Annotated in this window: 10 protein-coding genes; 7 read left to right on the top strand and 3 right to left on the bottom strand. The window is 71.7% G+C overall.

All coding sequences use genetic code 11. The annotated features are described in order from the left end of the window. Nucleotides 1–72: 72 nt before the first annotated feature. From NLX83_RS05665 to NLX83_RS05645, 5 genes are all read left to right on the top strand, one after another. Nucleotides 73–912, top strand: a complete 840-nt coding sequence (locus tag NLX83_RS05665; protein ID WP_254233803.1) for an SDR family oxidoreductase — start codon at nucleotides 73–75, stop codon at nucleotides 910–912. Between the two features lie 76 nt (nucleotides 913–988). After that, nucleotides 989–4,552 carry a transcription-repair coupling factor gene (gene mfd, locus NLX83_RS05660; protein ID WP_254233802.1) on the top strand — a complete coding sequence of 1,188 codons (3,564 nt, stop codon included), beginning with the start codon at nucleotides 989–991 and terminating at the stop codon, nucleotides 4,550–4,552. Between the two features lie 71 nt (nucleotides 4,553–4,623). After that, nucleotides 4,624–5,598, top strand: coding sequence for a SurA N-terminal domain-containing protein (locus NLX83_RS05655; protein WP_254233801.1), 975 nt, complete (start codon nucleotides 4,624–4,626; stop codon nucleotides 5,596–5,598). 2 nt (nucleotides 5,599–5,600) lie between these two features. Continuing rightward, the gene (locus NLX83_RS05650) at nucleotides 5,601–6,593 is read left to right on the top strand and encodes a MazG family protein (protein ID WP_254233800.1); all 993 of its coding nucleotides are present in this window, start codon (nucleotides 5,601–5,603) and stop codon (nucleotides 6,591–6,593) included. A gap of 151 nt (nucleotides 6,594–6,744) precedes the next feature. After that, a complete protein-coding gene (locus tag NLX83_RS05645; protein WP_254233799.1) occupies nucleotides 6,745–9,942 on the top strand; it encodes a S41 family peptidase in 3,198 nt (1,065 codons plus the stop codon). Between the two features lie 146 nt (nucleotides 9,943–10,088). Here the strand turns inward: NLX83_RS05645 and pip are convergent, their stop codons facing one another. Beyond that, nucleotides 10,089–11,048, bottom strand: coding sequence for a prolyl aminopeptidase (gene pip / locus NLX83_RS05640; protein WP_254233798.1), 960 nt, complete (start codon nucleotides 11,046–11,048; stop codon nucleotides 10,089–10,091). 216 nt (nucleotides 11,049–11,264) lie between these two features. On the opposite strand from pip, the gene NLX83_RS05635 reads away from it, so the two are divergent. Continuing rightward, nucleotides 11,265–12,074 (top strand): lytic murein transglycosylase, encoded by an 810-nt coding sequence (locus tag NLX83_RS05635; RefSeq protein ID WP_254233797.1) that lies wholly within the window; start codon nucleotides 11,265–11,267, stop codon nucleotides 12,072–12,074. A 33-nt stretch (nucleotides 12,075–12,107) separates the two neighbouring features. Further along, nucleotides 12,108–12,926, top strand: a complete 819-nt coding sequence (locus tag NLX83_RS05630; RefSeq protein WP_254233796.1) for a lytic transglycosylase domain-containing protein — start codon at nucleotides 12,108–12,110, stop codon at nucleotides 12,924–12,926. 210 nt (nucleotides 12,927–13,136) lie between these two features. Here NLX83_RS05630 and NLX83_RS05625 read toward each other — a convergent pair whose 3' ends face one another. Together NLX83_RS05625 and NLX83_RS05620 are read right to left on the bottom strand one after the other, a co-directional pair. Then, nucleotides 13,137–13,514, bottom strand: a complete 378-nt coding sequence (locus tag NLX83_RS05625) for a tetratricopeptide repeat protein (RefSeq protein WP_254233795.1) — start codon at nucleotides 13,512–13,514, stop codon at nucleotides 13,137–13,139. 86 nt (nucleotides 13,515–13,600) lie between these two features. Further along, nucleotides 13,601–14,497: a DMT family transporter gene (locus tag NLX83_RS05620; RefSeq protein WP_254233794.1), complete on the bottom strand. Its 897-nt coding sequence runs from the start codon at nucleotides 14,495–14,497 to the stop codon at nucleotides 13,601–13,603. Nucleotides 14,498–14,558: the final 61 nt, after the last annotated feature.

Below are 14,558 nucleotides of genomic sequence, written 5' to 3'. Positions count from 1 at the left end.
CCCGGGAGGGTGGGGGGTGTCAGTGGCTGGAAGTGCGCGGCCCGGGCCCCAGGGGGAGCGGAGGGGGAGCGCGTGATCATCGAAGCGGGACAGGTCGCCTACGTCAGCGGAGCGGCCAGTGGGATCGGGCGGGCGCTGGCCGGGGCGCTCGCGGCGCGCGGCGTCGACCTCGTGCTCGTCGACGTGCAGGCCGAAGCGCTCCGGGAAGCCGCGAGCGAGCTGAACGCGGTCCAGGTGCGCGCCGAAACCCTCGACGTGAGCGATCCCGAAGCGGTGCACGCGCTCGCCGAGCGGATCGGGCGGGTGGACCTGCTGTTCAACAACGCGGGCGTCGGCTACGGCGGCAAGATGCTGTGGGAGAGCACCGACGACGAATGGCGGCGGACCTTCGACGTCAACGTGTTCGGCGTGATGAACGGGATCCGCGCGTTCGTGCCGAAGATGATCGACGCCGGACGCGGGCACGTGATCAACACCGCCTCGCTGGCCGGACTGAGCGGAGCGCCGCTGCAAGGCGCCTACGGGCCCAGCAAACACGCGGTCGTCGCGCTCTCGGAGACGCTGCGCCTGGAGCTGCGCTCGCGCGGGCACACCGGCGTCGGCGTGAGCGTCGTCTGCCCCGGCTTCGTCAACACCCCGATGGCGGTGGGCGTGTTCGCGCTGCTCGACGCCGAACCCGACTCCGAGCACTACCGGATGGTCCGCGACAGCCTCCCCGACCAGGCCGCGATGGACGAACTAATCAGTGGACTGCGCACCGCCGCCGACACCATGATCGACGCGGACGTCGCCGCCGAGCGGATCCTCGCCGCGGTCGAACGAGACGTGCTGCACGTACTGCCCAACGGCGACCTGGCCGACAAGGCCAGGGAGCGGGCGCAGGCCGTGCTGGACGCCCTCGACGCGAGCTGAACGGGCGCGGCGCGCCACCGTCGGACCCACGACGTAGTCTCGGGGTCGCACACGGCAATACGGAGGGAACGTCACGATGGCGGCATCGTTGTCCGGCCTGCTCAGCACTCTCGGCAGGGCGGAGGCGCTGCGTGCGGTCGCCGACGCCGCCGGGACGACCTCGGTGGAGCTGGAGGGACCACCCGCCGCCAGGGCCCTGGTCGCCGCGACCCTCGCCACCAGCAGCACCGTGCTCGTGGTCACCGCCACCGGACGGGAAGCCGACGAACTGACCACGACCCTCGGCGACCTCCTCGGCCCCGACGTCGTCGCGTCGCTGCCGTCCTGGGAGACGCTGCCGCACGAACGCCTCTCCCCGCGCGCCGACACCGTCGGCAAACGCCTCACCGTGCTGCGCCGCCTCGCCCACCCCGAAGAGACCACGCCGATCAAGGTCGTCGTGGCCACCGTGCGCAGCCTCATCCAGCCCATGGCGCCCGGCCTCGGCGACCTCGACCCCGTGCGGCTGCGGATCGGCGCCGAACACGACTTCGCCGAACTCGTCGAACGGCTCGTCGACCTCGCCTACGCCCGCGTCGACCTCGTCGAGAAGCGCGGCGAGTTCGCCGTCCGCGGCGGCATCCTGGACATCTTCCCGCCCACCGCCGAACACCCGGTGCGCGTGGAGTTCTGGGGTGACGAGGTCTCCGAGATCCGCGCGTTCTCCGTCGCCGACCAGCGATCCCTGCCCGACGAGCTGGCCGAGCTGCACGCGCCGCCGTGCCGCGAACTGCTGCTGACCGCGCCGGTCCGCGAACGCGCCGAGAAGCTCGCCGAACAGCACGCGGGCGACGCGCACCTCGCCGAAATGCTCACCAAGCTCGCCCAGGGCATCCCCTGCGAGGGCATGGAAGCGCTGATCCCCGCGCTGCTGCCCGGCGAGCTCCAGCTGCTCACCGACGTGGTCCCCGAGGGCACGCACGTGCTCCTCGCCGACCCGGAGAAGATCCGCACCCGCGCCCACGACCTCGTCCGCACCGGCCAGGAGTTCCTGGAAGCCTCGTGGATGGCCGCGGCGGGCGGCGGCTCCGCGCCGATCGACCTCGGCGCCACCGCCTACCGCGCCCTCGGCGAGATCGCCGACCACGCAAGGGAAAGCGGCAGGCACTGGTGGACGCTGAGCCAGTTCTCCTCAGGCCCGGCCACCGGCGCGATCCGGCTCGGCCTCAAGCCCGTCGACGCCTACCACGGCGAACTGGACCGGGCCTTCGCCGACCTGCGCGCGCACACCGCGGCGGGCGGAGCGGCGGTCCTCGTGGTCCCGGGCGCCGGAACCGCGCAGCGCGCCTGCGAACAGCTGCGCGACGCCGAAGTGCCCGCCGTGCACGCCCAGGAGGGGCTGACCGAGGCGCCCACCGCCGGGGTCGTCACCGTTGCCTGCGGCGGCATGGAGGACGGCTTCTCCGTGCCGGACGTGGCACTGGTCGTGCTCACCGAGACCGACCTCACCGGTGGTCGCGGCGGAACGTCCACAAAGGACATGCGGCGGATGCCGTCCAAGCGCCGCAACGCGGTCGACCCGCTCGCCCTCAAGCCCGGCGACTACGTCGTGCACGAACAGCACGGCATCGGCCGCTACGTCGAGATGGTCCAGCGCACCGTGGCGGGCGCGACCCGCGAGTACCTCCTGCTGGAGTACGCCTCCAGCAAGCGCGGTCAGCCCGGCGACCGGCTGTTCGTCCCGACCGACCAGCTCGACGAGGTCTCCCGCTACGTCGGCGGCGAGCTGCCCACGCTCAACAAGCTCGGCGGCTCCGACTGGAAGAACACCAAAGCCAAGGCGCGCAAGGCGGTCAAGCAGATCGCGGCCGAACTCGTCCAGCTCTACGCGGCCCGCCAGTCCGCGCCGGGACACGCCTTCGGCAAGGACACGCCCTGGCAGCGCGAGCTGGAGGACGCCTTCGCCTACGTCGAGACCGTCGACCAGATGGGCGCGATCGAAGACGTCAAGGCGGACATGGAAAAGGCCGTCCCGATGGACCGCGTCATCTGCGGCGACGTCGGCTACGGCAAGACCGAGATCGCGGTGCGCGCGGCCTTCAAGGCGGTGCAGGACGGCAAGCAGGTGGTGGTGCTGGTGCCCACCACGCTGCTGGCGCAGCAGCACCTCAACACCTTCACCGAGCGGATGCGCGCTTTCCCCGTCACGGTCAAGGGTCTCTCCCGCTTCACCGACCCGATGGAGGCCGAGCAGGTCATCGCGGGCCTCGCCGACGGCAGCGTCGACGTGGTGATCGGAACGCACCGCCTGTTGCAGACCGGCCTGCGCTACAAGGACCTCGGCCTGGTGATCGTCGACGAGGAGCAGCGCTTCGGCGTCGAGCACAAGGAGCACATCAAGGCGCTGCGCACCCACGTCGACGTGCTGACCATGTCGGCGACGCCGATCCCGCGCACCCTGGAGATGAGCCTCGCGGGCATCCGCGAGATGTCGACCATCCTCACCCCGCCGGAGGAGCGGCACCCGGTGCTGACCTACGTCGGCACCTACGACGACAAGCAGGTCGGCGCGGCGATCCGGCGCGAGCTGCTCCGCGACGGCCAGGTCTTCTTCGTGCACAACCGGGTCAGCTCGATCGAGAAGGCCGCGCGCCGCATCCGCGAGCTGGTCCCGGAGGCCCGCGTGGTCACCGCGCACGGCCAGATGAACGAGGACCGCCTCGAAAAGATCATCGAGGGCTTCTGGGAGAACGAGTACGACGTCCTGGTCTGCACCACGATCGTCGAGACCGGCCTGGACATCTCCAACGCCAACACGCTCATCGTCGAGCGCGGCGACATGCTCGGCCTGTCCCAGCTGCACCAGCTGCGCGGGCGCGTCGGCCGCGGCCGCGAACGCGGCTACGCCTACTTCCTCTACCCGCCGGAGAAGCCGCTCACCGAGCAGGCGCACGACCGGCTCGCCACCATCGCGCAGAACTCCGAACTCGGCGCCGGTATGGCCGTGGCCATGAAGGACCTGGAGATCCGCGGCGCGGGCAACATCCTCGGCGCCGAGCAGTCCGGGCACATCGCGGGCGTCGGCTTCGACCTCTACGTCCGCCTGGTCGGCGAGGCCGTCGAGGCTTTCCGCAAGCACGCGGGCGCGGGCACCGGCGAGGAGGACGAGGAGCTGGCCGACGTCCGGGTCGAGCTGCCCGTCGACGCGCACATCCCGCACGACTACGTGCCGGGGGAGCGGCTGCGGCTGGAGGCCTACCGCAAGATCGCCGCGGCCGGGGACACCGCCGCGCTGGACGCGGTGCGCGAGGAGCTGACCGACCGCTACGGCCAGCTGCCCAAGCCCGTCGAGCACCTGCTGGCCGTCGCCGCGTTCCGCGGTGTCTGCCGCCGCCACGGCATCACCGAGGTGGCCGTGCAGGGCAGCACCGTCCGGTTCGCGCCGATGGACCTGCGCGACTCGCAGACCGTCCGGCTCAAGCGGCTGCACCCCAAGGCCGTGCACAAGCCCGCCGTGAAGACCGTCTCCGTGCCGCGGCCCACCGAGGGTGCGGCGGGCGGGCGGATCGGCGCGCCGCTGCTGCGGGACCGCGACCTGCTCGACTGGTGCGCGAAGTTCCTGGAGTCCGTCGCCGCCGCACCCCAGCCCGCCAGCGTCTGACCAGCGACCATTCGATGCTTGGCCAACCCTTCGCTCCCACCGCCGACCCGATCGTGAGAAGGTACGACACCGTGAAGGCCATCAGCCGTTCCTCCCGCCTGGTCGCCGCGCTGGCGGCGGCCACCGGTCTCCTGCTCACCGGGTGCAGCACCGGAGCCGGGCAGCCCAACGCCGCCGCGATCATCTCCGACCGGGTCATCCCCGTCGCCGAGGTGCAGCGGCGGATCGACGAGGGCCTCGCCGCCCAGGACCCGAAGTACCTCCGGCAGCAGAGCCAGAACCGGCTGGACGTGGGCGGCCGGAACCTGCTCAGCATGATGATCCGGCTGGAGCTGCTGGAGCGGCTCGCCAAGCGCGAGGGCATCCAGGTCGACGACGCCGCCGTGGACGCCGAGATGGCCGAGATCAGCGACGAGCGGATCAAGCAGGAGGGGCACCCGGCCTACGACCGCCGGTCCGTGCGGGAACTGCTGCGCGCCGAGCTGCTGTCGGGCGCGATCGGCAAGAAGTACGCGAACCGGACCTCCGTCGTCGCCGACATCGTCGTGACCGGCGAGCGGGCCGACGCCCTGGCCAAGGCCAAGCAGATGGCCAAGGGCCCGGCGGCCTCCGCCCAGGTCGTGAAGGACGAGAGCGCCAAGCGGCGCCAGGCCAACGCGAACGCGCGGTTCAACTTCTGGCAGGCCAGCCAGGCGATCGCGGTCAGCCCGATGTTCGCCACCGCCGCGGGCACCGTCGTCGCCTTCCCGGTCGCCGACGACTCCGGCCAGATGGAGCAGCAGACCACGCCCACCTCGCAGTGGGTCGTCGCGTACGTGCACAAGCGCGAGACCAACGCCAGCGGCGCCCCGGCCCAGACCAACGCCGCGACCCAGGCGGCGCTGAACCGGGTCCTCGGCCTCAGCATGGCCTCGCTCTACGCGAGCGAGATCGGCATGCAGGTCAGCCCGCGCTACGGCACCTGGGACCTGACCAACGCGCAGCTCGTGCCGAACGCGCTGGAGAAGGCCGCCGTCCAGCTCAAGGCCGCTCCGACCGAGTCGTAGCCGTGACGTCCCCGCTCGCCGAGGGCTGCGCGGTCGTCCTGCTCAGCCCGCGACTCGGTCCCGTCCTGCCCGCCGCCGCGTTGCCGGTGCTGCGTGCCGCCAAGGCGGTCTACGCGGCCCCCGGTGCCCCGGAGGAGGCGGGCGCGGAACCGGCCCCGGAACCCGCCGAGCTGCTGCGCCGCGCCGCCGCCGAACCGGTCGTGCTGATCGCGACCGCGCTGACCGACCCGGTGGCCGCCGCACTGCACGAGGCGGGCGCGCGGGTGCTCGGCACGCCGGAGCCCGCGGGCGCGGCGCTGGTCGAGGCCACCCACGTGATGGATCGGCTGCGCTCGCCCGGCGGGTGCCCGTGGGACGCCGAGCAGACCCACGACTCACTCCGGCAGTACCTGGTCGAGGAGACCTACGAACTGCTGGAGGCCATCGAGGACGGCGACCGGCACGCGCTGCGCGAAGAGCTCGGAGACGTGCTGCTCCAGGTGCTCTTCCACGCCAGGGTGGCCGAGGAGGACCCCGCGGACCCGTTCTCCATCGACGAGGTCGCCGGTGACCTCGTCGGCAAGCTCGTCGGCAGACACCCGCACGTGTTCGCGGGCGGCGATCCCGCCGTGCGCGACGCCGCGACCCAGGAAGTGCGCTGGGAGGAGCTGAAGCAGGCCGAGAAGCGGCGTGAGTCCACTGTGGACGGTGTGGCGCTCGGGCAGCCCGCGGTGGCGCTCGCGGCCAAGCTCGCCCAGCGGACGGCGCGCGCGGGCTTCCCCGCCGACCTGCTGCCGGACGGCGACGGCTCCGGGGCGACGCTGTTCGTGGTCGCCGCGCTGGCCAAGCTCGCAGGGGAGGACCCGGAGAACGAGCTGAGGGTGGTCGCCCGGCGCTACGCCGAGGACGTCCGCGCCGCCGAGCGCTCCGCCAAGGCCGCCGGACTCGACCCCGCCACCATGGGCCCTGACGGCTGGCGCGCCCACTGGCCCGGCCGCCACGTAAGCCCTGAATGAGTCATTGAGGTACTTGAGCGCCCCGAATGACTCATTCAGGGCGTCTGAGTACCTCAACGAGTCATTGGGGGTTTCAGTCGTTGTTGAAGAGTGAATAGCGCGCGGGTCCGTTCACGACCGGGTAACGGGGGCAGCGACTAACGTCGGTGCGGTGACTGATGGGTACCTGCGCTTTCCGCACGTGCACGCCGATCTGGTGACCTTCGTCGCCGAGGACGACGTCTGGCTGGCCCCGCTCGACGGCGGCCGGGCCTGGCGGGTCACCGCGGACGGCGTCCCCGCGGCCAATCCCCGTTTCTCCGCCGACGGCGAGCTGCTCGCCTGGGCCAGCAGGCTCGACGGAGCCCCCGAGGTCCACGTGGTGCCGGTCGCCGGTGGGCTCGGCAAGCGGCTGACCTTCTGGGGCAATCTCAAGACCAGTGTGCTGGGCTGGACCGCGGACGGCGACGTCCTCGCGCTCAGCTCGGTCGGCGAGCAGAGCATCCGGCACACGTGGGCGCGTGCCGTGCCGATCGACGGCGGTCCCGCGACCCGCCTGCCCTACGGTCCGGTCAGCGGCCTCGGCCTCGCGGAGGACGGCGCGGTCGTGCTCAGCTCGGCGGCCAGCCCGGAGCCCGCGTGGTGGAAGCGCTACCGCGGCGGCACCGCGGGCAAGCTCTGGGTCGACGCGAGCGGGGACGGGGAGTTCGCGCACATCCTGCCGGAGCTGCGGTCCTCCCTCGTCCGGCCGTTGTGGGTGGACGGGCGGATCGTCTTCATCTCCGACCACGAAGGCGTCGGCAACGTCTACTCGTGCACTCCGGATGGCTCCGACGTGCGGCGGCACTCCTCGCACGAGGACTTCTTCGCCCGGCACGCCAGCACGGACGGTTCGCGCGTGGTCTACCAGAGCGGTGGCTCGCTGTGGCTGCTCGACGGCCTGGACGCGGAGCCGAGGAGGCTCAACGTGCGGCTGACGGGCCCGAGGCCGTTCCGCCAGCCGACGCCGGTGCCCACCAGCAAGCACTTGGGCGCGGCGGTTCCCGACCGCACGGGCCGGGCCAGCGCGGTCGAGGTGCGCGGCACGGTCCACTGGCTTACCCATCGCGATGGGCCCGTGCGCGCGCTGGCCGCCGAGCCGGGTGTGCGCGGCCGGTTGCCGCGGCCGGTCGGTGAGGACCGAGTGGTGTGGGTGACCGACGCGGACGGCGAGGACGCCCTGGAGATCAGCCCGGTCGCGGGCCGCTCCGCCGGGGTGTCCCCGCGCAGGCTGGCCTCCGGTCAGCTCGGCCGCGTGCTGGAGCTGGCGGTGTCGCCGGACGGCAAGACCATCGCGGTCACCACGCACGATCGCAGGCTGGTGCTGATCGACGTGGACAGCGGGGATCTGCGCGAGCTGGCCTCCGGTGGGCAGGGCGAGCCGAACGACGCGGTCTTCTCACCGGACTCCGAGTGGGTGGCGTGGTCGCACCCGGGTGCGTGGCCGCTGTGCCAGATCAAGCTGGCCCGGGTCGACGATCTGTCCACTGTGGACGTCACGCCGCCGCGCTTCGTGGACTACTCCCCGGCGTTCACCGCGGACGGCAAGCACCTCGCGTTCCTGTCGAAGCGGAACTTCGACCCGATCTACGACGAACACGTTTTCGACATGTCCTTCGCCAACGGCGGGCGGCCGTACCTGGTCCCGCTCGCGGCGAGCACCCGGTCGCCCTTCGGGCCGCAGCTGGACGGGCGCCCGTTCACCCCGGACTCCGACTCCGAACCGGAGCGGAAGAAGGACGACAGCACGGCCACGGTCACCGTCGACATCGAGGGCCTCGCCGCCCGCGTGGTCGGGTTCCCGGTGCCGATCGCCCGCTACTACGGGCTGAGCGCGGCCGAGGGCGGTCTGCTGTGGCTGCGCGACCCGATCAACGGCGTGCTCGACGAAGACGGCGCGAGCGGTGTCGACGGGCAGTCGACCGTGCTGGAGTACTACAACCTGGAGAAGCGCTCCGTCGAGGAGCTGGTCGAGGACCTCGACGGCTACCGGGTCAGCGGCGACGGCAAGCGGATCGTGGTGCGGGACAACGGCGGCCTGCGCGTGCTGCCCGCCGACCGCAAGGCGAAGTCCAACGGCGACGCGGGCGACGACCAGATCGACATCGACCTCTCCCGGGTGCGCGTCGTCGTCGATCCGGGCGCGGAGTGGCGGCAGGCGTTCCGCGAGAACGGCCGCCTGATGCGCGATCACTACTGGCGCGCCGACATGAGCGGCGTCGACTGGGCGGGCGTGCTCGACCGGTACGAACCGCTGCTGGACCGGTTGGGCAGCCCCGACGACTTCGTCGACCTGCTCTGGGAGGTCCAGGCCGAACTGGGCGCTTCCCACGCCTATGTGAGCCCGCCCGCGCGGCCCGGCGCCGCGGACCGGCGGATGGGCATGCTGGGCGCGGACATCGCCCGCGACGAGGCGGGTGTGTGGCGCGTTCGCCGCATCCTGCCCGGCGAGTCCTCCGTGCCCGACGCGCGATCTCCTTTGGAGGCACCGGGTGTCGGGGTCCGCGAGGGCGACGCGCTGCTCGCGGTGAACGGGCGTGCGGTCGACTCCGAAGCCGGGCCGGGGCCGCTGCTCGCGGGCACCGTGGACACGGCGATCGAGCTGACCGTTGGTCCGCGCGACGGCGGCGAGTCGCGGCGCGTGGTCGTGGTGCCGCTCGGCTCCGAGGAATCCCTGCGCTACCAAGCATGGGTGGCCGATCGTCGGTCCTATGTGGACAGAGTGGGCGAGGGTCGGATCGGTTACGTGCACGTCCCGGACATGATGGGGCCGGGCTGGGCGGAGCTGCACCGCGACCTCCGGGTGGAGGTCTCCCGCGAGGCGGTCATCGCCGATGTCCGGGAGAACCGCGGCGGGCACCTTTCCCAGCTGGTGGTGGAAAAACTTGCCCGGCGCGTGGTGGGCTGGCAGGTCGGCCGCGACGGCTACCACCCGCGCACCTACCCGCTGCACGCCCCGCGCGGGCCGGTCGTGGTGGTGGCCAACGAGTTCTCCGGCTCCGACGGCGACATCGTCAACGCCGCGACCAAGGCGATGGGCATCGGCCCGGTGGTGGGAGTCCGCACCTGGGGCGGCACCGTGGGCATCGACTCCCGCTACCGCCTCGTCGACGGCACCCTGGTCACCCAGCCCCGCTACGCCACGTGGATCAAGGGCGTGGAGTGGGGCATGGAGAACCACGGTGTCGACCCGGACGTCGAGGTCGTGATGGCCCCGCAGGACTGGGTCAACGGCCGCGATCCGCAGCTGGACACGGCGATCCGCATCGCGTTGGAGTCGCTCGCGGAGAACCCCGCCGCAACCCTCCCCGAGCTGCCCCCGCTGACCTGACCGACCGTGGTCGGGGTGTCTTCAAGTACACCGCACCCCCACCCCAGAGGTCTCAAACCGCCCCCAACCCTCGCGACGGTTGGGGGCGGTTTGAGACCGATTTCGGTGGGGTTCGTAGGACTTGAAGACGCCCCAACCCGCGTGCGTCAGGTGGTGGCGAAGCGGTCGAGTGCGGTGAACAGGTGCTTGGGAAAGTCGCCGCCGCCCTTGTGCCCGGCCTGGTCGACGATGTGCAGTTCGGCGTCGGGCCACGCGGCGGCGAGCTCGTGGGCGGTCTCCGCCGGGCAGCTGAGGTCCTGGCGGCCGTGGATCACCACGCCCGGGATTCCCTTGAGGCGGTGGGCATTCCGGATGAGCGCACCTTCCTCCAGCCACCCCGCGTTCGAGTAGTAGTGCGTGATGATCCGGACCAGGGCGAGGGTGGAGTCCGAAGGACGGCCGATGAAGGCGCTCGGTGAGCCGTTGGGCTCCAGGCTGAGCACGGTGTCCTCCCAGAGGCACCACTCCTGCGCGGCCTTGATCCGCACGTCGGGGTCGGGGTCCTCCATCATGCGCGCGTAGGCGGTGATCAGGTCACCGTCGCGGTCGGCCTCCGGCACGGCGTCGCGGAACCGCTCGTACGCCTCCGGGAAGAACCGGCGAACCCCGCCGTAGAGCCAGCTCAGCTCGTGGCGACGAGTGGTGCTCACCGCGAGCAGCACCATCTCGGACACGCGTTCGGGGAACCGCTGGGCGTAGGCGAGCGCCAGCGTCACGCCCCACGAGCCGCCGTAGATCAGCCAGCGCTGCACACCGAGGTGTTCGCGCAGCTTCTCCATGTCACCGATCAGGTGTTCGGTGGTGTTGACGCTCATGTCCGTCGCCGGATCGGCTGCGTGCGGCAGGCTGCGGCCACAACCGCGTTGGTCGAACAGGATGATCCGATAGCGCTCGGGGTCGAAGTTCTTCCGCGGGTTCACCGTGCACCCGGAGCCCGGACCGCCGTGGACGACGACCGCGGGCTTGCCGTCCGGATTCCCACACGTCTCCCAGTAGACGAGGTTCCCGTCGCCGACGTCGAGCATGCCGTGGTCGTAGGGCTCGATCGGTGGGTAGGGCGCGCCCATGAGTCGGCTCCTTCAGCCATGAGAAAGGGAACGAGCCAGCCTAGTTGCCCGAACAGCCGCTGTCCCCCGGAATTCGCCGCGTCTATCCACAGTGGACAGATCCACCGGATGAGCGAACGTTCTCACCTGCTCGCGTGACTCCTCCGCGAGTCCTCCCGCGTCCTGGCCCGAACCGCTGGCGTTACCGGCACCCTGGCCGCCGGAGAGGAGGCTCCAGTGCGGCTCGACGTGTCCTGGGCGAAACGGCGGTGGTCGGCGCTCGTGGTCGGTTCGCTGGGCATGGCGGCGTGCGCGCTCTCCGTGCTGCTCGTCTCCGACGACCCCGTGGCCCGGCCCCGGCAGCAGCCCTCCGGCCCCACCGAGCCGCTGCTGCCCGCGAGCGCCCCGCCCAACGGCGGCACCGCGTTGCCGAGGCTCGGGCTCGCCGCGAACCTGGCGGTGCTCGGCCGGTCACCGCAGCGCCAGCTGGCGGGCTGGGCGAGCAGCATGTCCGATCTGCTCAACGTGCCGAGGGCGGCACTCCAGGCGTACGGCTACGCGACCATCCGGCTCCAGCGCGAGCGCCCGGCCTGCCGGATCACCTGGACCGTGCTCGCCGGGATCGGCCAGGTCGAGTCCAACCACGGCCGGTTCAACGGCGCGCGGCTGGGCCCCGACGCGCGGCCGACCCTGCCCATCCGCGGCCTCCCACTGGACGGGCGCCCCGGGGTGAAGTCGATCCCGGACAGCGACGGCGGCAGGCTCGACGGGGACACCGTGTGGGATCGCGCGGTCGGTCCGATGCAGTTCATCCCGACCACCTGGCGCGATTGGGAGGCGGACGCGGACGGCGACGGGCTCGCCGACCCCAACGACCTCGACGACGCCGCGCTGGCCGCCGCCCGCTACCTCTGCGCTTCCGGGGGTGACCTGGGCACGGAGGACGGCTGGTGGCGCGGTGTGCTGACCTACAACGAGAGCCGCAGGTACGCCCAGGACGTGCTCGACCGCGCGGATCGTTATGGCAGGTTGAGCCGTCGGCTCTGACCCGGGCACGAGAAAACCCCGTAACCTGACCGGGTGGTAACCCCTGCCCCGGTGCTGTCGCCGCTCCCGCCGCGTCGCGGGCGCTCGCTGCTGGGGCGGCTCCTCGTCGTCGGTCTGGTGCTCGGAATCGGTGGCCTCGGCCTGGCCGTGCTCGTCGACCTGGTCACGCCGACCCGCGACAGCAAGCCGGAGACGCCGATCACCGCGGCTCCGGTGCGGCCGGGCTCGGTGATCCCCGGTGACGCGGGCGTGGTCCCCGCTCCGCAAGGCGCTCCCGCCGGTCATGATCCGTTGACCGAGTGGGCGACCAAGCTCTCGAACACCGTTGACGTACCGGCCAGGGCGCTGCGCGCCTACGCGCTCGCCGATCTGGCGATGCGGGTGGAACGGCCGCGCTGCCGCCTGTCCTGGGCGACCGTCGCGGGCATCGGCCGCATCGAGTCCAACCACGGCCGCTACGGCGGTGCCACCCTCACCGACGAGGGCAGGCCGTCCAGGCCGATCATCGGCATCCCGCTGGACGGCGGGCCGAACGTGCGCGCGATCCCCGACTCGGACGGCGGAACGCTCGACGGGGACACGACGTGGGACCGCGCGGTGGGTCCGCTCCAGTTCATCCCGGGCACGTGGAAGCGCTACGCCGCCGACGGCAACGGCGACGGCCGCGCCGACCCGCAGCAGATCGACGACGCCGCGGTGACGGCCGCCCGCTACCTGTGCTCGGCCAACCGCGACCTCGGCGAGGCCAAGGGCTGGTGGGCGGCGGTCTTCTCCTACAACAACTCCACGGAGTACGGCCAGAAGGTCTTCGGCGTCGCCGACACCTACGCCCGCCGCAGCCTCGGCCGCTAGGACCTTCTCCTGCAAGCCGTCAGGTTTGCCGGTCTTCAAGTACCCCCGACCCTCGTCCCAGCGGTCTTTAACGACGGCAAACCCTGGGGCGGTGTCGGGGTTGGGGGTGGTTAAAGATGATCGAGTGGGGGGTTGGGGGTACTTGAAGACGCCCCAACCCGGGCGGCATCGTTACCGGAACCCTCGGCTCAACCGCTTGCAGGACACGCGCTAGTTGCTGTTCTCCACGGCTATCCGGGCGCGCACCTCGTTGAGGGCTTCCTGGTAGTCCGGGGAGGGGAGCATGGCCACCGCGATCCTCAGCTGCCGCACCGCGTCGTGCAGGCGGCCCTGGCGGTGCAGCGTCTTGCCGAGCCCGAACCGCGCGTAGTGATCGGTCGGATCGAGCTCGACCACGCGCCGAAAAGCCGCCTCCGCCCGGTTGAGCTGAGCGGAGGCGAAGTAGGCGCGCGCAGCGAGCAGCTGCACGCTCGGTGTGTTGGGTTCGTTCTCCAGCACCGGTTCCAGAGCCCGGATGGCGTCAAGGGGCCGCCGTCGCGCGAGTAGCGCCTCGGCCCTGCGGAACGCCTCGAATGTGCCGTCGCTCATGGTCCACCCCACGCTACGCCGCGGGCGGCCAGTGATCGACCGCCGGATGGTGGGCAGTCGGCAGCGCGCACCGGCACCCTCAGTGATCATCCCGGATGGACGGACGCAACGCGATCTCTTCGCGGTACCGGACGGGTTTCCGCCGTCCCCAGCACGCAGGCCGCCGCGCCCATGACGAGCCCGGCGACCGCGCCGAGCGACGGCACCTCGCCGAGCACCGGCCACGCGGCGATCGCCGTCACCGCGGGCACGACGCTGAACAGCGAGCTGGCCCGGCGAGCACCGCCGCGCCGGACCGCCTCCATGTACACCGCCGTGCCGAACAATGCGTTGATCAACACCAACCACAGCGCGATCAGCCCGGCACCGGTCCAATCGGCCACCGTGCCGCCCTCGAACAGAGCCAGCACTCCGACCACGGGCGCGGACACGGCCATCTGCACGGTGCTCGCGGTCCGCACGTCCACTCCGGTGCAGAACCGCTGTTGGTAAATCCCGCCGATCGCAAAGCCGAACAGTCCGAGCAGCGTCAACAGGCTGCCCGCGTCCAGCCCAACCTCCACGACGCGCTCGCCGAGCACCGCGATCACCGACAGCACCCCGAGTGCGAGCCCGACCAGCTGCGGGCGACCGACGCGCTCGCCGAGCAACCCGGTCACCAGAACCGCCGTCAGCACCGGGTTCAACGCCATCACGAGCGCGGTGACCGCCGCGGGAACTCCAGCCTGCAATCCGCCGTAGACACCGACGAACTGCACGGCCTGGGTGAGCACTCCGGCAACGCAGACGTGCAGCAGGAGTCGTCCGCGCGGCCAGCGCGCGCGGGTCGCGAGCGCGATCACGCCCATCAGCACGGCGCCCAGCGTCAGGCGCACCGCCGTCAGCAGGTACGGCGGGACAATGCCGACGGCGAGAGCGCCGAGCAGGTACCCCGATGTCCAGACGAACACGACTCCGGTCGCGATCGGAACGGGAATCCTCATGCGGTCAGGGTGATCCGCGGGTCCGGCCGTGATGCCAATCGATTAGGAAACGCGATCGATC

It is taken from the genome of Allokutzneria sp. A3M-2-11 16 (assembly GCF_024213555.1).
Classification (GTDB): domain Bacteria; phylum Actinomycetota; class Actinomycetes; order Mycobacteriales; family Pseudonocardiaceae; genus Allokutzneria.
Note: the sequence above shows the minus strand (reverse complement) of the source record. Positions and strands in the feature narration are given on the sequence as shown.

Excerpts from the sequence above, each read along its gene's own strand:
- mfd (WP_254233802.1), top strand. The coding sequence starts at position 989 with ATGGCGGCATCGTTGTCCGGCCTGCTCAGCACTCTCGGCAGGGCGGAG.
- pip (WP_254233798.1), bottom strand. The coding sequence starts at position 11,048 with ATGGGCGCGCCCTACCCACCGATCGAGCCCTACGACCACGGCATGCTC.
- NLX83_RS05625 (WP_254233795.1), bottom strand. The coding sequence starts at position 13,514 with ATGAGCGACGGCACATTCGAGGCGTTCCGCAGGGCCGAGGCGCTACTC.
- NLX83_RS05620 (WP_254233794.1), bottom strand. The coding sequence starts at position 14,497 with ATGAGGATTCCCGTTCCGATCGCGACCGGAGTCGTGTTCGTCTGGACA.